The organism is Agrococcus sediminis (assembly GCF_007923295.1).
GTDB lineage: Bacteria > Actinomycetota > Actinomycetes > Actinomycetales > Microbacteriaceae > Agrococcus > Agrococcus sediminis.
Genome location: NZ_VOIR01000011.1, coordinates 290,697 through 308,655, shown reverse-complemented (window position 1 = coordinate 308,655; position 17,959 = coordinate 290,697). Strand labels below are relative to the sequence as shown.

General features: G+C 74.3%; 21 protein-coding genes and 1 pseudogene. 7 read left to right on the top strand and 15 right to left on the bottom strand.

The genetic code is table 11. The features are described 5' to 3' along the window. The first annotated feature begins 5 nt into the window (after positions 1-5). The gene (locus tag FQ330_RS01935) at positions 6-1,607 is read left to right on the top strand and encodes an HNH endonuclease signature motif containing protein (protein WP_146354755.1); all 1,602 of its coding nucleotides are present in this window, start codon (positions 6-8) and stop codon (positions 1,605-1,607) included. 60 nt (positions 1,608-1,667) lie between these two features. On the opposite strand, the gene FQ330_RS01930 is transcribed toward FQ330_RS01935, so the two are convergent. Both FQ330_RS01930 and FQ330_RS01925 read right to left on the bottom strand, forming a co-directional pair. Then, a complete protein-coding gene (locus tag FQ330_RS01930; protein ID WP_146354753.1) occupies positions 1,668-2,879 on the bottom strand; it encodes a glutaminase in 1,212 nt (403 codons plus the stop codon). A gap of 47 nt (positions 2,880-2,926) precedes the next feature. Next, positions 2,927-3,124 (bottom strand): hypothetical protein, encoded by a 198-nt coding sequence (locus FQ330_RS01925; protein ID WP_146354751.1) that lies wholly within the window; start codon positions 3,122-3,124, stop codon positions 2,927-2,929. Positions 3,125-3,399: 275 nt separating this feature from the next. On the opposite strand from FQ330_RS01925, the gene FQ330_RS01920 reads away from it, so the two are divergent. After that, positions 3,400-4,464 (top strand): TerC family protein, encoded by a 1,065-nt coding sequence (locus FQ330_RS01920; RefSeq protein WP_146354749.1) that lies wholly within the window; start codon positions 3,400-3,402, stop codon positions 4,462-4,464. A gap of 13 nt (positions 4,465-4,477) precedes the next feature. Here FQ330_RS01920 and FQ330_RS01915 read toward each other — a convergent pair whose 3' ends face one another. Together FQ330_RS01915 and FQ330_RS01910 are read right to left on the bottom strand one after the other, a co-directional pair. After that, a complete protein-coding gene (locus tag FQ330_RS01915) occupies positions 4,478-4,723 on the bottom strand; it encodes a helix-turn-helix domain-containing protein (RefSeq protein WP_128189971.1) in 246 nt (81 codons plus the stop codon). Continuing rightward, positions 4,723-5,202: a DUF2975 domain-containing protein gene (locus FQ330_RS01910; RefSeq protein WP_146354747.1), complete on the bottom strand. Its 480-nt coding sequence runs from the start codon at positions 5,200-5,202 to the stop codon at positions 4,723-4,725. The genes FQ330_RS01915 and FQ330_RS01910 overlap by 1 nt, the downstream gene beginning before the upstream one ends. A gap of 115 nt (positions 5,203-5,317) precedes the next feature. Here FQ330_RS01910 and FQ330_RS01905 point away from each other — a divergent pair, with 115 nt between their 5' ends. Together FQ330_RS01905 and FQ330_RS01900 are read left to right on the top strand one after the other, a co-directional pair. Continuing rightward, positions 5,318-6,430, top strand: a complete 1,113-nt coding sequence (locus FQ330_RS01905; protein WP_225792639.1) for a DUF998 domain-containing protein — start codon at positions 5,318-5,320, stop codon at positions 6,428-6,430. Continuing rightward, positions 6,427-6,642 carry a DUF5302 domain-containing protein gene (locus FQ330_RS01900; RefSeq protein ID WP_128189974.1) on the top strand — a complete coding sequence of 72 codons (216 nt, stop codon included), beginning with the start codon at positions 6,427-6,429 and terminating at the stop codon, positions 6,640-6,642. Before FQ330_RS01905 ends, FQ330_RS01900 begins: the two co-directional genes overlap by 4 nt. Positions 6,643-6,665: 23 nt before the next feature. Here FQ330_RS01900 and FQ330_RS13660 read toward each other — a convergent pair whose 3' ends face one another. Then, positions 6,666-7,028 (bottom strand): MBL fold metallo-hydrolase, encoded by a 363-nt coding sequence (locus FQ330_RS13660; protein WP_318655684.1) that lies wholly within the window; start codon positions 7,026-7,028, stop codon positions 6,666-6,668. Positions 7,029-7,087: 59 nt separating this feature from the next. Further along, positions 7,088-7,357, bottom strand: a pseudogene (locus tag FQ330_RS13655) (MBL fold metallo-hydrolase); the annotation flags it as partial. 284 nt (positions 7,358-7,641) lie between these two features. Between FQ330_RS13655 and rmuC the strand changes: the two are divergent. The 3 genes from rmuC to FQ330_RS01880 all read left to right on the top strand — a co-directional run bounded on the left by rmuC (position 7,642) and on the right by FQ330_RS01880 (position 10,443). Beyond that, on the top strand, positions 7,642-9,150 hold the full coding sequence (gene rmuC / locus FQ330_RS01890; protein ID WP_192575804.1) for a DNA recombination protein RmuC: 1,509 nt from the start codon (positions 7,642-7,644) through the stop codon (positions 9,148-9,150). Positions 9,151-9,154: 4 nt separating this feature from the next. Then, on the top strand, positions 9,155-9,799 hold the full coding sequence (locus FQ330_RS01885) for an NUDIX hydrolase (protein ID WP_146354743.1): 645 nt from the start codon (positions 9,155-9,157) through the stop codon (positions 9,797-9,799). Positions 9,800-9,864: 65 nt separating this feature from the next. Beyond that, positions 9,865-10,443 (top strand): MarR family winged helix-turn-helix transcriptional regulator, encoded by a 579-nt coding sequence (locus tag FQ330_RS01880; RefSeq protein ID WP_146354741.1) that lies wholly within the window; start codon positions 9,865-9,867, stop codon positions 10,441-10,443. Here FQ330_RS01880 and FQ330_RS01875 read toward each other — a convergent pair. Genes FQ330_RS01875 through idi form a run of 9 tightly spaced genes read right to left on the bottom strand, consistent with a single transcriptional unit; the run spans position 10,440 to position 17,939 of the window. Continuing rightward, positions 10,440-10,859 (bottom strand): pyrimidine dimer DNA glycosylase/endonuclease V, encoded by a 420-nt coding sequence (locus tag FQ330_RS01875; RefSeq protein WP_128190416.1) that lies wholly within the window; start codon positions 10,857-10,859, stop codon positions 10,440-10,442. The two genes, FQ330_RS01880 and FQ330_RS01875, sit on opposite strands and share 4 nt — an antisense overlap. Then, the gene (locus tag FQ330_RS01870; protein WP_146354739.1) at positions 10,856-12,337 is read right to left on the bottom strand and encodes an SDR family oxidoreductase; all 1,482 of its coding nucleotides are present in this window, start codon (positions 12,335-12,337) and stop codon (positions 10,856-10,858) included. Before FQ330_RS01870 ends, FQ330_RS01875 begins: the two co-directional genes overlap by 4 nt. Then, a complete protein-coding gene (locus FQ330_RS01865) occupies positions 12,334-13,224 on the bottom strand; it encodes a prenyltransferase (RefSeq protein ID WP_146354737.1) in 891 nt (296 codons plus the stop codon). The genes FQ330_RS01870 and FQ330_RS01865 overlap by 4 nt, the downstream gene beginning before the upstream one ends. Next, complete coding sequence (locus FQ330_RS01860) at positions 13,217-13,552, bottom strand: lycopene cyclase domain-containing protein (protein WP_146354735.1); 336 nt, start codon at positions 13,550-13,552, stop codon at positions 13,217-13,219. The genes FQ330_RS01865 and FQ330_RS01860 overlap by 8 nt, the downstream gene beginning before the upstream one ends. Further along, positions 13,549-13,878 (bottom strand): lycopene cyclase domain-containing protein, encoded by a 330-nt coding sequence (locus FQ330_RS01855; protein WP_146354733.1) that lies wholly within the window; start codon positions 13,876-13,878, stop codon positions 13,549-13,551. Before FQ330_RS01855 ends, FQ330_RS01860 begins: the two co-directional genes overlap by 4 nt. Beyond that, on the bottom strand, positions 13,875-15,467 hold the full coding sequence (gene crtI / locus FQ330_RS13145; RefSeq protein ID WP_192575803.1) for a phytoene desaturase family protein: 1,593 nt from the start codon (positions 15,465-15,467) through the stop codon (positions 13,875-13,877). Before crtI ends, FQ330_RS01855 begins: the two co-directional genes overlap by 4 nt. Next, the gene (locus FQ330_RS13140; protein ID WP_192575802.1) at positions 15,464-16,378 is read right to left on the bottom strand and encodes a phytoene/squalene synthase family protein; all 915 of its coding nucleotides are present in this window, start codon (positions 16,376-16,378) and stop codon (positions 15,464-15,466) included. Before FQ330_RS13140 ends, crtI begins: the two co-directional genes overlap by 4 nt. Next, positions 16,375-17,394 carry a polyprenyl synthetase family protein gene (locus FQ330_RS01845; protein WP_192575801.1) on the bottom strand — a complete coding sequence of 340 codons (1,020 nt, stop codon included), beginning with the start codon at positions 17,392-17,394 and terminating at the stop codon, positions 16,375-16,377. The genes FQ330_RS13140 and FQ330_RS01845 overlap by 4 nt, the downstream gene beginning before the upstream one ends. Next, complete coding sequence (idi, locus tag FQ330_RS01840) at positions 17,391-17,939, bottom strand: isopentenyl-diphosphate Delta-isomerase (protein WP_146354729.1); 549 nt, start codon at positions 17,937-17,939, stop codon at positions 17,391-17,393. Before idi ends, FQ330_RS01845 begins: the two co-directional genes overlap by 4 nt. Positions 17,940-17,959 lie beyond the last annotated feature (20 nt).

The window sequence follows — 17,959 nt, the reverse complement described above, 5'->3', positions numbered from 1 at the left end:
CCTGCATGGACGGCTTCGAGATCGACGGCGAGGAGTACATCGCCGCGATCCGCGCCGGTGCCGTCGATCCGCACGGCAGCAGCGCCGACGAGCTGCAGGCTTCGCTCGACGCGTTCGACCGCGAGCTGAGCGCACGCATCGCGGCGATGAGCGATGCGGAGCTCGAGGCAGCCGCATCACGCGGCGCGCCCATCCCGCCGCTGCCTCGCGAGCCGCTCTCCGCGCACGCCGAGCGCCTGCGCGCTGACGAGGCGTTCGTGGGTCGCCTCCGAGCGATCGAGGCGCAGTCCGCGCGCGTCGAGGGTGAGCGACGCGCGCTGCTCGCCGCTCACATGCAACGCGTGCTCGACATGGCCGGCGACGCCGGCCCCAAGGTCAAGGAGCTCGCGATGATGGCGGCGGTCGAGCTGGGACTCACCGGCGGCGGCATGGTGCAGCGCATGACCGAGGCCTGGACCATCGTCACCGAGCTGCCCGCCGCGCACGAAGCCGCTTCGCAAGGCCGCATCACGACCTCGCACCTCCGGGTGATCGAAGCCGAGACCCGAGCGCTTCGCCTCGACGCCCAGGTCGAGCCGTCCGAGCGGCAGCGAGTCGTCAAGCAGCTGGTCGAAGTGGCCGAGAGCACCAGCACCAGCCGGCTGCGCTCTCGCGCGAAGCGGATCGTGAACGACGTGCTCACCGAGCCCCTGCAGGTGCGGCACGACGCCGCCCGCGAGCGCAGACGCGTCGAGCTGTTCGATGCAGGCGACGGCATGGCCGACCTCGTCGCACGCGTGCCCGCGCTCGAGGGCGCCGCCATCTTCGATCGCCTCACGCAGGCGGCGCGCAGCAAGCCGAAGGACGACCCTCGCACCTTCGATCAGTTCCGGACGGACGCATTCCAGGAGCTGCTGCTCGCCGGCGTCGTTCCCGAAGACCTGCACGGCACGGTGCACATCAAGGCGCATGTGGCGATCACGATCCCCGCGACCGAGCTGCTGCACGATCGCGACGAGCAAGACCCTGCGTTCCACGAGCTGCGCTCCCCCGCGGCGCTCGACGGCAAGGTGCTGGTCGATCGCGACACCGCGCGCCGCATCGCCGGCGACACCCACACCTGGGAGCGGCTCTTCACCGATCCGGTGAGCGGGGTCGCGGTCACGGTCGACACCTACCGCTCCAGCGCCGCGCAACGCAGGTGGCTGCGGGCGCGCGATGGGCGATGCCGCGGCCCGGGCTGCGACCGGGCCGTGCTCCGCGCCGATCTCGATCACACCCGTGACTTCGCGGCTGGCGGCCGCACGTCGCTCAGCAACCTCGAGCATCTCTGCCGCAGCGATCACACGCTCAAGCACGACACCCGCTGGCGCGTCGAACAGCGCGAAGGAGGGGTGCTCCGCTGGACCTCGCCGATCGGGCAGGTGATCGTCGATGAGCCGCCGCCGGTCGGGCCGCGCTTCACCGACATGCCGCGCTCCCGGCCCGAACCGGCGACCCGCGAGCCCCGCCAGAGTCGCCGGTACCAGCGGGAGGCACTGGAACGGCGAGCAGACGAGATCGCTCGCACGCTTCCCGCATCCGGGCGATGGGGTGCAAGCGTGCCGGTCGGCGTCTTTCCGTTCTGACAGGACCGGCGACGACGAGAGACCGGTCGTCGGCGCGCGGCCCGCTCGCTGCGTGTCGGCTCAACCGTCGAGCAGCCCGTCGGGGTCGGCGACCCGCACCTCACGGCCGTCCTCGCGCATCCGCTCGACGCCCTCGCGCAGCAGGCGTCGGCCTACCTCGGTCGCCGAGGCGGTGCGCGAGAGGTCGAGCACGATGGGGGCGTCGTCGTCGGGCAGCTCCTCCAGCTCGCGCAGGGTCACCTCGACGGCGGCGAAGTGCATCGTGCCCTGCAGCTGCACCTCCCGCACGCCGTCGCCGTCGGCGTCGGGCTCGACGACGCCGTAGAGCACGTGCGAGGCGACCTCAGGCGCATGCATGAGGTGCAGGCCGAGCTCGGCCGACAGCCGCTCGAACGCCCGCACGCCGCGCACGCTGTTGCCGATCTCGTCGAGCCGCGGCGAGAAGGTGCCGATGCCGACCTGCCCGGGCAGCGACCCGAGCACGCCGCCCGCGACGCCGCTCTTCGCCGGGATCCCGACCGTGCTCATCCAGTCGCCCGCGGCGTCGTACATGCCGCACGTCGCCATGACGCTCAGCACCTGCGTGCACACCCAGGTCGGCACGACCTGCTGCCCGGTGACGGGGTTCCGGCCACCCGCCGCGAGCGTCATGGCCATCACCGCGAGGTCGCGCACGTCGACGAGGAGCGCGCACTGCCGGATGTAGCCCTCCACGGCGTCGTGCGGCTCGCCGTCGAGCTTCTCCTGCGCGTGCACGAGGTAGGCGAGCGCGAGGTTGCGGCTCGACTCCGAGCGCTCCGAGTCGAAGACCGCCTCGTCGACCTCGAGGTCGCGGCCGGCGAACGCCGAGAGCCCCTCGCGCACCCGCACGTCGCGACGCTCGCGGCTCATGCCGGCCTCGCCGACGAGCGCGTGCGTCGCGATCGCGCCGATGTTGATCATCGGGTTGCGCGGCCGCCCGTTCTGCTCGAGCGAGATCTCGTTGAACGCGTCGCCCGAGGGCTCAACCCCGACGTGCTCGAGCACCGACTCGCGGCCGCGGTCGGCGAGCGCGAGGGCGTACGCGAAGGGCTTCGAGATCGACTGGATCGTGAAGCGGTGCTCGTCGTCGCCCGTGCCGTAGACGGTGCCGTCGATCGTGCACAGCGCGATCGCGAAGCGGTCGGGATCGGCGTCGGCGAGCTCGGGGATCGTGTCAAGCAGCTCGCCCTCGTCGCCGTCGACGCACGCGCGCCGCACCTCGTCGAGCAGGTCGGGCACGGGGTTGCGCATGCGCCGAGGCTAGCGGTGCGCTCCTGTGGCCGACCGGGCCGCAGGCGCTACGTGCCCTGCTGCGCCGCCCGCACCGCCGAGCGCATGCGGAGGATCGCCTCGACCTCGGCGCAGACGGCCAGCTGGCGGTCGGCCTGAGGATCGGAGCGGGGCGCGGGGGCGGCGTCCTCGAGCTCGGCGAGCAGGTCGCGGAGCCGTGCTGCGGTGTCGCGCGGACCGCGATCCGCGAGGTCTGGGCTCGTCATGCCGCGACGATACGCGGCGCGGGTCCTGCCGCTCCGCTCGGACGCGCGCGCGACAGCACCTGCTGAGCCACAACGATGTTCGGATTGAGGTTCCGATGGGTCGGCGCGGGAGCGTTGACCGGCGCCAGGCCCGCATGGTACCGTGCTCGCGGAGGGGAGTAGTCCCCCAGGATGCGTCGTCACTTCGTGCCCGCCATCGGGCTCCGGCGCATCCGGGATCGCGGTCTCGCGGTCCCGGGCGAGACCTCCGGTTGCATCGACAACTGGAGGACACGATGGATGTACCCGTCTACGCCTGGCTCGCCGTGCTGGCAGCCATCATCGCCATGCTCGCGATCGACCTCTTCGCGCACCGCAGGGCGCACGTCATCGGCGTGCGCGAGGCGCTCGGCTGGTCGGTCGTCTGGGTGCTCTCGGGCATCAGCTTCGGCATCGTCGTCTGGAGCACCTGGGGCGCGGAGTACGGCCAGCAGTACTTCGCCGGCTACCTCATCGAGAAGTCGCTCGCCGTCGACAACGTCTTCGTCTGGGCGATCATCTTCGCCGCCTTCGCCGTGCCGCGCGAGTACCAGCACCGCGTGCTCTTCCTCGGCGTGCTCGGCGCGCTCGTCTTCCGCGGCATCTTCATCGCCGCGGGCGCCGCGCTCATCGAGAACTTCGCGTGGATCCTCTACGTCTTCGCGGCCTTCCTCATCCTCACGGGCATCCAGATGCTGCGCACCCGGAACGAGCACGCGCACCCGGAGCGCTCGCGCGTGCTGCGGCTGTTCCGCCGGTTCGTGCCGATGACGGATGCGTACTACGGGCAGCGCTTCCTCGTGCGGCGGGCGGGGGTCGTCGTGGCCACGCCGCTGCTCGCGGTGCTCGTGCTGGTGGAGGTCACCGACATCGTGTTCGCGGTCGACTCGATCCCCGCGATCTTCGCCGTCACCTCCGAGCCGTTCCTCGTCTTCACCGCCAACGCCTTCGCGATCCTGGGACTGCGCGCGATGTACTTCCTGCTCGCCGACCTCATCCACCGCTTCATCTACCTCAAGGTCGGGCTCGCGCTCGTGCTCGTCTGGGTGGGCACCAAGATGGCGCTGCTCGACGTGCTCTACATCCCCACCACGGTGTCGCTCGTCGTCGTCGCGACGATCATCGCCGCCTCGATCGCCGCCTCGCTCGTCGCGACTCGAGGCCAGGAGCGCCGGGCAGTGCAGGCCGACCCGGCGGGCGCCTTCCGCAGCGCGACCGCGACGGAGCTCGCCGAGGCCGAGCCGCTGCTCCGCCGTCGCCGCGCGGCGACGCCCGAGGTGGCGGCGCACGAGGAGGCACCGCACGACCGGATGCCGCGATGACCGCGGCCGGCGATCAAGCCCGGGCGTCGTCGTGGCGAGCGGCCGCGTCGTCCTCGTCGTCGACCCACTCGAGCAGGTCGCCCGGCTGGCACTCGAGCACCCGGCACATCGCGTCGAGCGTCGAGAAGCGCACCGCCTTCGCGCGGCCGTTCTTCAGCACCGCGACGTTCGCCGGTGTCAGCCCGACGCGCTCGGCGAACTCGCCCACGCTGAGCTTGCGCTTCGCGAGCTCGACGTCGATGCGCACCACGATGGCCATCAGATGACCTCGTCGAGCTCGGCGCGGTAGCCGGTCGCCTGCCGCAGCAGGCCGCGCATGACGATCATGAGCAGCATCGGCAGCGACGAGAGCACGACGACGCCGAACAGCGCCATCGGGATGCCGGGGTCGCGGATCTCGGGCGTGAGGAAGATGACCGTCGTGACCGTCAGTGCCCCGGCCGCGAGCAGGCTCCAGCCGATCGCGAGCGCCCACACGATCGCGTCGACCCAGCGGCGCGAGGCGTCGCTGAAGAGCCGGTCGCGCTGCACGAGCGTCAGCAGCCGCCAGATGCAGACGATCACCACGAGCACGCTCGCGAGCACGAGCGTGAGCACGACCTGCGCCGGCACGCGGAAGGCGGGCGCCTCGTCGCGGAGCTCGCCCGGCAGCGACATCGCCATGAGCACGAGCAGCCAGAGCGCCGCGACGACGAGGGCGACGCGGAGCAGGAGGACGGACCAGCGGGAGCGGAGCATGCATCGAGTCTCGCTCGGAATCTATCGAAAGTCAATCGGTCTCCGCCGGGCGGCCGAGCCCCGCGCCCTGTGCCATCGGGGTAGGCCGTCAGCGCGGCATGGTTCGATCGGATGCGTGAAGGCAGCCCCGGAGTCCGAGGCGCGTCGGGAGTCGCGCGCGATCGCCGCCGCCTGGGCCTGCTTCGGGATCGGCACGGCCTTCGGCCTGCTGGCGCTCGCGGGCGAGCCGCGCCCGATCGCCGACGAGGGCGGCATCGCGCAGCCGGCCGCCGGCATCGCCGCGATCGTGACCGCCGCGGCCTTCGTGCTCAGCACGCTCCTGCACCGCCGGCGCGAGACCGCGCCGATGCCCGGCTGGCAGACGACCGTCTCGCACCTGTCGACCGCCGCGATCACGCTCGCCTTCGGTGCGGTCGCCTACGTCGCGGTGCTCACCGGCGGCGAGATCCTCGCCCTCGGCCTGCAGGGGCTCGAGGCGCCCGCGATCGGCGGCGCGCTGCTCACGGGCATCGCCGCGTCGACGGGCGGCTGGCTCGCCTTCCAGGCGGGCGTCGAGCTGACGACCCGCGACCTCGCGACGCTGCTGTTCGCGTACCTGACGATCGGCACGCTCTTCGCGATGATCACGGCCGCCGATCCCGCCTGGTGGCAGCGACACTTCTCCGACCTCGGCACGGGCGACGGCGCGGGCTCGTGGGCCTTCAACGGCACCGTCGTGATCGCGGGCCTGCTCGTCGGCTCGGTCGGCGCCTTCGTCGGCCGCGACCTGCACCGCTGGCTCGGCGACGCGGCGCTGCCCCGCATCGCCTGGGTCGTGGGGCTCTTCGCGCTCACCGGCGCCGCGCTCGCCGGCGTGGGCCTCTTCCCGCTGCACCTCGCGCCGCTGCCGCACAACATCGCCGCCTTCGGCGCGCTCGGGCTGTTCGCCCTCACCGCGGCCGTCGTCACCGTCGTGATGCCGGGGCCGCCGCGCGCGATGCTGCTCACGACCGTCGGCGCCGGTGTCGCGCTGCTCGTCGCCCTCCTGCTGTGGCGGCCCGGCGACGTCTACAGCGCCGCCGGGCTCGAGGCGATCGCCGTGGGCGTCGGCTTCGTCTGGATGACCACGCTCGTGCGCACCCTCGCCGCCTTCGTGCCCGACGCATCCCGCCCGTCCGAGCGCGCGCACCTGCTGGCCGGGCGGCTCGACTCGACATCGCTGCCCGCACGCGGCAAGGTGGGGTCATGAGCGAACACGATCCCGCAGAGGTGGAGACGCCGCAGGACACCCCCGAGGGCACGGAGACGCCCGAGGAGGCGCAGCGGCGCAAGTTCCGCGAGGCGCTCGACAAGAAGAAGCTCGGCCACCACGGCCAGGGCATGAGCGCGAGCTCGGGCGTGCAGTCGGCCCACACGGGCCCCGCCGTGCAGAAGCGCGTCCACCGCCGCAAGAGCGGCTGACGCGGGCCGAGCAGCAGGCCGGTTCAGGCCTCGGTCTGCTCCAGGTAGGAGAGCTGGGCGGCGGCGGATGCCTCGGCGGCCTGGCGCACGGAGGCGTCGGCGTCGCCGTACACGAGGTCGGTGACCTCGCCGACCGACGCGTCGGCCGCGGTCATGCCGAGCTGCCGCAGCGCCGCCCGCACCTGATCGAGCCGCTCGAGCCGGTGCGCGCGGTACTCCCGCGCCACCGCCGCCACCGACGGCAGCGGCTCGCCGTGGCCCGGCAGCACCTGCAGGTCGCCGAGCGCCTCGAGCCGGTCGAGGCTGGCGAGGTAGGGCGCGATCGCGCCGTCGGGATGCATGATGACGGTCGAGCCGCGGCCCAGGATCGTGTCGCCGGTGAGCACCGCGCGGCCGGGACGACGATCGAGACCGAGTCGTGCGTGTGGCCGGGGGTGGCGAGGATCTGCAGCTCGACGTCGCCGACCGGGATCCACTCGCCGTCGGCGAGCGGCTCGCCGCCGTAGCACTCGTCGGGGTCGAGGCCGCGCAGCACGGCGCCGGTCGAGCGGGCGAGCTCGGTCGCCGCCTCGGTGTGGTCGGTGTGCTTGTGCGTGACGAGGATCAGCCGCGGCTGCACCGCCACGAGCCGCTCGACGTGGTCGACGTCGGCGGGGCCGGGGTCGACCACGATCTCGCCGCCGATGACGTAGGTGTTGGTGCCCTCGAGGGTCATCGGTCCGGGGTTGGGGGCCAGGATGCGCTCGATCTCCACCATGCCCCGACCCTACGCGGCGCGGGCTGGGCGCGGACAGCCCTCCGGGCCCGCAGCGGCGCCCGCCCGCGCACAACGCAAGCCCGAGCCGGCGGTTCGGCGGAGGATCGGAGCGGTCGAGCCGATCCGCCGCCGGACATCGCGGATGGGCTTGCGTTGTGCATCGGGGGCGGGCGCGACGGCCGGTCCGCGGCGGATCGCGCGTCGCTCGCCCGGGCGTGGGTGGCCCGTGGTGCGATACCTCCATGGATCCGCTGACCGTCATCGTCGTCGCCGCGGCCGTGCTGCTCGCCGGTGCGCTGGGTGCCGTGCTCGGCGCGCGCCTCGGCCGCGCGCGCGCCGCCGCCGAGCAGAGCGGCGCCGCGGGCGAGCTGCACGCGGTGCGCGGCCGGCTCGAGGTCGTCGAGGGCGAGCGCGCCCGCGAGCGCGACCTCGCCGAGCGGCGCCACGCGGCGCAGCTCGACGACCTGCGCGCCGAGGCGCAGCGGCAGCTCGACGAGGCGCGCGCCGAGGCGCACCGCCGGCTCGTCGAGGAGCGCGAGCGGGGCCGCGAGGCCATCGCCGAGCTGCAGCAGGATGCGCAGCGTCGCGCCGACGAGTTCGCGGCGCTCAGCCGCGCGGCCCTCGAGCGCAACTCGGCCGTCTTCCTCGAGCAGGCCGAGGAGCGGCTGCGCAGGTCGCAGACCGAGGGCGCCGCCGAGCTCGCCAAGCGCGAGGCCGCGGTGCAGCAGCTCGTCGAGCCGCTCTCGAAGACCCTCGACTCGGTGCGCACCGAGGTGACGGCCGCCGAGAAGGCGCGCGCCGAGGCGGGCGCCGCGCTCGCCGAGCAGCTGCACGCGATGCGCACCTCCTCCGAGCAGCTCACGCTCGAGACGCGCCAGCTCGTCACGGCCCTCCGAGCCCCGCAGGTGCGCGGCCGGTGGGGCGAGCTGCAGCTGCGCCGGGTCGTCGAGGCCGCGGGGATGCTCGAGCACGTCGACTTCACCGAGCAGGCGCACCACGCGACCGACGACGGCGCGCTGCGCCCCGACATGCTGGTGCATCTCGCGGGCGAGAAGCAGGTGATCGTCGACGCGAAGGTCGCCTTCAACGGCTACCTGGAGGCGATGGAGGCCCGCGACGACGCGACGCGCGACAAGCGGCTCGACGCCCACGCGCGCCACCTCCGCGACCACATCGACCAGCTCGGCTCGAAGGCGTACTGGGAGGCGGTGCCCGGCACGCCCGAGTTCGTCGTCATGTTCATCCCCGCCGAACCGTTCCTGAACGCGGCGCTCGAGCGCGACCCGACCCTGTTCGAGCGCGCCTTCGAGCGCAACGTCGTGCTCGCGACGCCTGCGACGCTCGTCGCGCTGCTGCGCACCGTCGGCTACACCTGGCGGCAGGAGCAGCTCGCGGGCGAGGCGATGCGGGTGCTCGAGGTGGGCCGCGAGCTGCACAAGCGGCTCGGCACGATGGGCACGCACCTCGCCACGCTCGGCAAGCGCCTCAACAGCACCGTCGAGGCGTACAACGCCTTCAACTCGTCGCTCGATCGCAACGTCGTGACCCAGGCGCGCCGCTTCTCGGCGCTGCAGGGGCTCGAGCCGGCGATCGAGCACGCGCCGCCGCTCGAGGTGCTCGCCGTGCCGGCCCAGAAGCCCGACCTGCACGCGGCCGATCCAGCAGGGCCCTACGGCAGCCGCGCCGACGACGCGATCCGCGAGATGACGCGCGGATCAGCGGCGGATGAGGGTCCCTCAGCGGTAGCGTGAGCGTGTGACCGAGATCCCCGTCGCCGCCACCCTCGTGCTCGCGCGCGACGGCGCCGGCGCCATCGAGGTGCTCCTGCTGCAGCGGCCCGATCGCGGGGCGTTCGCCGGCGGCTGGGTGTTCCCCGGCGGCAGGGTCGAGCCGCACGACGAGGCCGACGACGAGGAGCGCACCGCCCGCAACGCCGCGGTGCGCGAGACGGCCGAGGAGACCGGCCTGATCGTCGACCCCGACGCCCTGCTGCCGCTGTCGCACTGGTCGCCGCCGCAGCAGCTCGCGACCAAGTTCCACACCTGGTTCTTCTTCGCGCACGGGCACGAGGGCGACGTCGTGCTGCAGCAGGCCGAGGCGGTCGCCTCCGAGTGGCTGCGCCCGGCGGATGCGCTCAAGCGGCACGGGGCAGGGAGCCTCAAGCTGTTCCCGCCCACGTGGGTGACGCTCGACACCCTCATGGCGTTCTCGACCGTCGATGCCGCCGTCCGCTCGCTCGGCGCGCGCGAGATGCAGCGCTACGAGACGAAGCAGGACCACGAGCGCGGGCTCGCGCTGTGGCACGGCGACGAGGCGTACGACGGCGGCGAGGAGACCGAGGAGGGTCCGCGCCACCGCCTCCACGTCGGCTCGCTCCCCTGGCGGTTCGAGCACCGCTGACGCGCGCTGCGGCGCGGCGGATGCTGAGCCAAGGCAACTATGAGCCGCGCGGGTAGCATTGCCGCATGGGACAGCGGGCCGCGGACGCCGACGCACGGGCGCTCATCGACCCGAGGCGACTCGACGCATCCGCCCGCCTCGTCGGCGAGCGCGGCCTGAGCGACCGCGAGGTCGAGGAGATCGTCGACCTCTTCCAGGCGCTGCGGCGGTGGCACCGCACCTCGGAGGCGCACAGCGAGGCGAGCCGCCGCTACATGAGGCTCGGCGAGAACGACATGCGCGCGATCCGCTTCATGATGGCCGTCGCGCGCGAGGGCCGGCCGGTCACGTCGACGATGATCGCGCAGCACCTGGGCATCTCGGGGCCGTCGGTGACGAAGATGCTCGACCGGCTCGAGCGCGCCGGGCACGTGCGGCGCGAGCCGCACCCGACCGACCGCCGGGCGCTGTCGGTGCGGGTCACCGATGCCACGCGCGCGACGGCGACCGCGACCGTCGGGCGCGACCACACGCGCCGCTTCGAGATCGCCGCGACGATGTCGAGCGACGAGCGCCGTGCCGCGACGAGGTTCCTCAGCGCGCTCGCCGACCTGCCGGTGATGGAGCACCCGCCGCTCGAGGCCGACGCCGGGCTCGAGCCCTAGGGCCGCTCCCACTCGGCGACGGGGCCGCGCTCGACCTCGAAGAGCGGATGCGGCACCGGGTGCCGCGCGAGCCGCAAGCGCTCCGGGCTGCGGGCGGCGATCTTCGCCCGCAGGTGCCGCCACTCGAACGCGAGCTGGCCGTCGGAGACGGTCATGCGCTGCGCGGGGCCGGGGGCGTCGATGCGGGAGCGGTCGAAGCGGTAGCCGCGCACCTCGGCCACCGCGGCGATGCCCGAGAGGTACGCGCCGATGCTCGCGACGGGGTCGGGCTGCTCCTGGAAGCGCTGCAGCTGCGGGTGGCGCGTGTAGCCGCTCGTGCGGCCGGCGAGCACCGCCTGCGCGAGCAGCGCCTCGCGCCAGCACGCGATGAGGCCCTGCCGGTCGAGGAGCCCGGGATGGAGCGACCAGAGCCTCACCGGGCCTCCGCCTCCGCCGCCGCGACGATGCGGTTGGCCATCACCTCGAAGATCACGTGGTGGGCGGGCACGAGCGACCACCAGTAGAGCCGGCCGCCCAGCCCGCTCGGCAGGAAGATGGCGCGCTGCCGGTAGCGCGCGCCGCTCCCGCCCGACTCGAGCTGCGCGGGCTCGACGGTGAACTCGATCCAGGCGCGCCCCGGCACGCGCATCTCGGCCCGCAGCCGCAGCAGCCGGCCGTGGTCGATGCGCTCGACGCGCCAGAAGTCGACGACGTCGCCGGCGCGCAGGCGCACCGGGTCGCGGCGGCCGCGACGCAGCCCCACGCCGCCGACGAGCCGGTCGGCGAGCCCGCGGATGCTCCACAGCAGCGGCACCGAGTACCAGCCGCGGTCGCCGCCGATCGACTCGACCACGCGCCACACCGCCTCGGGCGAGGCGCTCGTGACGCGCTCGCGCGCATCCTCCATCACCGTCGACCCCGACCACTTCGGGTCGCTCGGCAGCGGGTCGGACGGGGCGCCCGCCGACGATGCCGAGCGCCAGCTCGACTCGATGTCGCCCGAGCGCTCGCGGGCGAGCGCGAGTCGCACCGCGCCGCGGTAGCCGGTGAGGCCGCCCTCGGGCGGCGGGATGACGCGATCGATGCGGTGCTCCTCGACGACGCAGTCGTGCAGGAGCGAGCCGATGAGCGGCATCGCGATCGCGCGCGGCACCGGCGTCACGAGGTTGACCCACTGCGAGGCGAGCCACGGCGTCAGCACCGGCAGCGGCGCGATCGGCCGCTGCGGCAGGCCCGCCTCGACCGCGTAGCCGTTCATCACCTGGCCGTAGCGCAGCACGTCGGGCCCGCCGATGTCGAACGCGCCGTGCACGTCGCCGGGCACCTCGGCCGCGGCGACGAGGTAGTGCAGCACGTCGCGGATCGCGATCGGCTGCACGAAGTTGCGCACCCAGCGGGGCGCCGGCATGTAGGGCAGCACCTCGGTGAGGTGCCGGATCATCTCGAACGACGCGGAGCCGGAGCCGATGACGATGCCCGCCTCGAGCACGATCGTCGGCACGCCGGAGGCCAGCAGCGTCTCGCCGACGGCGACGCGGGAGGCGAGGTGCTTCGAGAGCCGCTGCCCTTGCGGGTGCAGGCCGGAGAGGTAGACGATGCGCTGCACGCCCGCCGCCTTCGCCGCGGCGGCGACGTGCTGCGCCTGCACGAGCTCGGCCTGAGCCCAGTCGCCGCCCGCGCTCATGGCGTGCACGAGGTGGAAGACCACGTCGACGCCCTCGACCGCCCGCCGCACGTCGGCGAGCACCTCGAGGTCGCCCTGCACGATCTCGACGTCGCCCGCCCACGCGGCGTCCCGCAGCCGCCCGGGGTCGCGCGCCAGCGCCCGCACGTGGTGCCCGGCCTCGACGAGGCGCGGGGCGAGCCGGCCGCCGACGTAGCCGGTGGCGCCCGTGACGAGGATGCGGCGGCTCATCGCACGCCCATCGCCCACGCGATGCACACCATCGTCACGAGGAAGCCGCACGCGTAGTTGACCCAGAGGAAGCGGCGCCAGCCGCGGTTGGCGGCGGCGCTGCCCTCGTCGGTGATGCTCCAGAAGGGCGCGGCGAGCGCGATGTACGGCACGGCGACGAGGGCGGCGGCCGAGGCGGGCCAGGGCGCGAGCAGCATGAGCGCGCCGGCGGCGGCCCACAGGCCGATCGCGAGGTGCACGGTCGCGCGCGCGCCGAGCACCGTCGCGATCGACGCGATGCCGCCCTCGCGGTCGGGCACGACGTCCTGCACGGCCCCGAAGGCGTGGCTCGCCATGCCCCAGCAGAAGAACGCCACGAGGATCGCCCACAGCTGCGGGGTCCAGTCGGCGCCCGCGAGCACGAGGCCGTAGACGGCGGGGCTCACGAAGTGGGTGCTCGAGGTGATCGAGTCGAGCACCGGCACCTCCTTGAAGCGCAGCCCGCGCGCCGAGTAGGCGACGACCGCGAACAGGCTGACGGCGAGCACGGCCCACGAGGCCGGGCCGCCGAGCGCGACGAGCGCGACGACGAACGGCACGAGCAGCCCCACCGACCACAGCAGGGTCGCGCGGTGCGTCGACGGCGGCAGGAGCGCGCCCTCGACGCCGCCCTTGCGCGGGTTCTGGGCGTCGGAGGCGTAGTCGAAGACGTCGTTGATGCCGTACATCGCGAGGTTGTACGGCACGAGGAAGAAGAGCGTGCCGATGATGAGGCGCGCGTCGACCTGGCCGGTCGTGAGCAGCATCGCCGCGGCGAACGGGAACGCCGTGTTGATCCAGCTGACCGGGCGCGACGCGAGCAGCAGCCGGCGGGCGAGGCTCGGCTCGCCGATCACGACGTCACGCATCCGCCGCCTCCGCGCTCGGGCTCGCCGCGACGCCTCGGCCTCGCGAGGGCAGCAGCCGCCACAGCGCCGCCACGAGCAGCAGCGCGATGAGCGCGTAGCCGAGATCCTCGATCGGCGCGAGCCCGAGGCGCACCCCCAGCAGCAGCGCGTCGTCGAAGCGGAACAGGTCGGCGGCGATCATCAGCGAGTCGAACACGACGGTGAGCGCCATGATGACGACGGCCGCGATCCCGAGCGCCGCCCAGCCCCGCCGGTCGCGGCGGAGCGCGACGATCGCGGCGATCGCGGCGGCCACGAGCAGCGGTGTCAGGAGCAGCGCGTAGCTCATACCGCGGCCCCCGCCCTGCGGTCGAGGATGCGCTCGGCGCCCGCGAGCGCCACGAGCGAGACGTAGGCGAGAAAGACGATGAAGCCGAGCTCCTCGATCGGCAGGTGCGGCAGCACCTCGACACCCGTCATCCACGGGGAGGCGCCGAGCCGGAAGTTGCCTGTGGCGATGCCCGCGAGGTCGATGATGAGCAGCACCGCGGCGGTCCCGCCGACCGCGCCGATCGCTCGCAGGGGCTCGCGGAACAGCGCGAGCCGCCAGCGCGCGTCGATGGCGCCGACGCCCAGGGTGGCCAGCAGCAGCCCCACGAGGTAGGCGAGGCTCATGCCGGCTCCGCCTCCGCCGGGGTCTGCGCCGCGGCTCCGAGCGGTCGCAGCGGGCCGGTGGAGCGGTCGCCGCGCACGTGCTTGACGACGAGCTCGGCCGAGATGAGGCACATCGGCACGCCGATGCCGGGCACCGTGGTCGCGCCCGCGAGCAGCAGCCGGTCGACGCCCGGATGCTTGGTGGAGCCGCGGAAGAAGGCGCTCTGCCGCAGCGTGTGCGCCGGCCCGAGCGCGGTGCCCTGCCACGAGTCGAAGTCGCGCGAGAAGTCGGCCGGGCCGATGGTGCGGCGCGTGACGACGCGCTCGGCGAGCCGGTCGATGCCGGCCCAGTCGGCGATCTGGGCGATGGCGCGGTCGGCGATCGCCTCGACCGCGGCGTCGCCCGCGCCGTCGACGCCGCCCGCGCCGAGGCGCGTGTCGGCCGGCACCGGCACGAGCACGAAGAGCGCCTCGTGCCCGGCGGGCGCCACCGACGGGTCGGTCGCGGAGGTGCGGCTGACGTAGAGCGATGCCGGGTCGGTGACGCCGTCGGCGGGGTCGGCCGCGGGAGCGCCGAAGATCCGGCCGAAGCCGTCCTCCCAGTCGCGCGTGAACAGCAGCGAGTGGTGCGCGAGCTCGGGCAGCTCGCCCTCGACGCCGAGCATGACGAGCACCGCCGAGGGGCCCGCGACGCGCTTCGCCCAGCGGCGGCGGGCGCGCTCGGCGATGCCGGGCACGTGCGCGAGCAGCCGGGTGTCGGTCGCATGGCCGTCGGCGGCGGAGACGACGAGGTCGGCCTCGATGCGCTCGCCGCCGGCGAGCTCGACGCCGTGGGCCGCGCCCCCGTCGACGAGGATGCGCTCGACGCGGGTGCCGGTGCGCACCTCGACCCCGGACTCGCGCGCGAGGCGCGCGAGCGCATCCACCACCGCCGTGAACCCGCCCTGCGGGTACCAGACGCCCTCGACGAGGTCGAAGTGGCTCATCAGGTGGTACATCGACGGCGCCGACCTGGGCTCGGTGCCGAGGAAGACGGCCGGGTAGCCGAGCGTCTGCTGCAGGCGGCGGTCGCGGAAGCCGCGCGCGATGCGCGATTCGAGCGACTCGATGAGCAGCCGCGTGAGCGTGGGCAGCCGGCGCGCGAGCCCGAGCCCCGCGAAGGCGCCGGGCGAGTCGAAGCGGTTCGAGAGCAGGCCCGCGGTCGCGAGCTCTGCCGTCTCGGTCGCCGAGGCGAGGTGGCGCCGCAGCGCGTCGCCGGCACCGGGCTCGACCGCCTCGAAGCGCGCGATCGTCGTCTCGAGGTCGCCCGAGACCTCGAGCTGCTCGTCCTCGCCCTCGAAGAGCACCCGGTAGGCGGGGTCGAGGCGCACGAGGTCGAGCTCGGCCTCGAGGCTCGAGCCGAGCAGCCGGAACGCGTGCTCGTAGGGCTCGCGCATGAGCATCCATGACGGCCCCGTGTCGAACAGGAAGCCCTTCGAGCGCCACGTGCCGGCGCGGCCGCCGAGGGCCGGCCCCTGCTCGACGAGCGTGACCGCGTGGCCGTCGCGCGCGAGCAGGCCCGCGCTCGCGATGCCGGCGATGCCGCCGCCGATGACGACGATGCGGCTCATCGGGCCAGCTCCGGGCGGGCGGCGCGCTCGCGCGCGGGCATGCTGCGCGAGAGCCCGGCGCCGACGGCGGCGCGCGCGATGATCGCAGCCTTCTCGGCGCGCGGCACGCTGATGCGGCGCGAGCGCAGCTCGGCGGCGGGGGTGGCGCGGATGCGCCGCGCGAGGGCGGCGAAGAGGTCGTGCGCCGCGAGCACGGCCGGGCGCGCCTCGCGGGGCAGGCTCGGGATCGTGGCTCGGGCGAGGCGCAGCTCGCCCTCGAGCCGGTCGAGCACGCGCGCGACGGCCTCGTCGGTCGGATGCGCCGGGTCGAGCCCGGGCAGGTAGGCGCGGCCGAGCGCGTCGGCGTCCGCCCCGAGGTCGCGCAGGAAGTTGACGACCTGGAAGGCGCTGCCGAGCGCGCGGGCTCCGCGCGCCACGCGGCGCGCCTCGGCGTCGGGCAGGCGACGGCCGCCGAGGAAGCAGCGCACGCACATGATGCCGACGACCTCGGCGGAGCCGTAGACGTAGCTGCGCAGCTCGCGCTCGTCGGCGAAGGCGACGGGGTCGAGGTCGCGGCGCATGGCGGCGAAGAACGGCTGCGTCTGGTCGGCGCTGATGCCGACTCGGCGCGCGGTCTCGGCGAAGGCGTGCACGACGAGGTCGGCGCTGAAGCCGGTCTGCATCGCCCGCTCGACCTCGCGCTCGAGCTCGTCGAGCACGTCGCGGCACGCGGCGGTGTCGAGGCCCGACTCGGCGCCCGGCCCGTCGACGATCTCGTCGGCGACCCGCACGAGCGCGTAGACGGTCTGGATGTCGCCGCGCATCTGCGGCGGCAGCAGCCGGCTCGCCATGCCGAACGACGTGGAGTACGCCTCGATCACGGTGGCGCTCGCCCGCCGCGCGGTGGCGGTGTAGAGGTCGAGGCCGGTCATCGGCGACGCTCCGCGCAGCGCTCGAGGATGAGCTGCAGGTCGTCGCGCAGCCGCTGCTCGATGGGCGCCTCGATGAGCATCGCGCGCACCTCGTCGGCGCCCTCGGCGATGCGGCGCTCGACCTCGCCGAGCGCGCCGCTGCCGCGCATGACGGAGCGGATGCGCGCGGCTGCGCCCTCGTCGGCGGCGGGGTCGCCGTAGTGGCGCGAGACCGCCGCCCACTGGGACTCGCGGCTCGCGAGCGCCGACAGCATCGTGGGCGTGCCGGCGCGGATGTCGCTCAGCACGCTCTTGCCGGTCGTGGCCTCGTCGCCGAAGACGCCCAGCACGTCGTCGCGCAGCTGGTAGACCACGCCCATCCGGAGCCCGATCTCGCCGAGCGCCTCGATCGCGGCCTCGTCGCGGCCGCCGAGCACCGCGCCCAGCTCGAGCGGCGCGCGGAACGAGTAGTCGGCGGTCTTGCCGCGCAGGATGCGGTCGATCGTCTCGTCGTCGGGGGTCGAGCCGGCCAGCAGCACGTCGTCGTGCTCGCCCTCGGCCGCGCGGATCATCGCGCGCTCGACGATGTCGACGAGGCGCACCCGCACGGCGGTGGGCACGTCGAGGCGGGCGAGCGCTGCGAGCGCCCGCACGAGGAGCGCGTCGCCGGCGACGATCGCCGTGGTGAGGCCGAGCCGCTGCGCAGCCGCGGGTGACAGGCCCGCCTCAGCCGCGGTGACGGCGGCGCGGCGGGAGACCGACGGCTGGCCGCGGCGCTCGTCGTCGTCGTCGATCACGTCGTCGTGCACCAGGAGGGCCGCGTGCAGCAGCTCGATCGCCGCCGCGGTCGCGACGACGGCCTCGCGGTCGGCGCCCTCCCCCGCGGCCACGAGCACGAGGCGGGGGCGCAGGAGCTTGCCGCCGCCGACGGCGCCGGCGGCGGCCGCCTGCACGGGGTGCGGCCCGGTCGGTGCGGCCAGCCGCGCGAGCCGCTGCTCGACCTCGGCGAGCAGCGTGGGCGCGTCGATGGCGGTCACGAGGCACCTGCCAGCGCGGGCAGCTGCTCGGCCTGCAGCACGAGCCACGGGCTGAAGGCCCACGGGGTGGCGCGGATCGCGGTGAGCAGCCGCTCGGGCTCGACCCACTGCCACTCGGCGACCTCGGCGGGGTCGGGCTGCAGCGGGCCGGCGATGCGGCCGACGAAGACGGGGCACAGCTCGTGCTCGACGATGCCGCTCGCGTCGACGGCCCGGTAGGAGAATTCGGGCAGCACGAGCTCGAGCCCCTCGGCGGTCGTGCCGAGCTCGTGCTGGAGGCGGCGCTGCACGGCCGCCTCGAGCGGCTCGCCCGGTGCGGGGTGGCCGCAGCAGCTGTTCGTCCACACGCCCGGCCACGCGACCTTGCCGAGCGCCCGGCGCGTGACGAGCATCCGACCGTCGGCGTCGAGCAGGTGGCACGAGAAGGCGAGGTGGCGAGGCGTCGCGTCGGTGTGCACCTCGGACTTCGGCGCGGAGCCGATCGGCCTCCCGGCGTCGTCGAGGAGCACCACCAGCTCCTCAGGCTGCTGCGCGTGTGAGGTCATGGCTCGAGCGTAGCAAATAG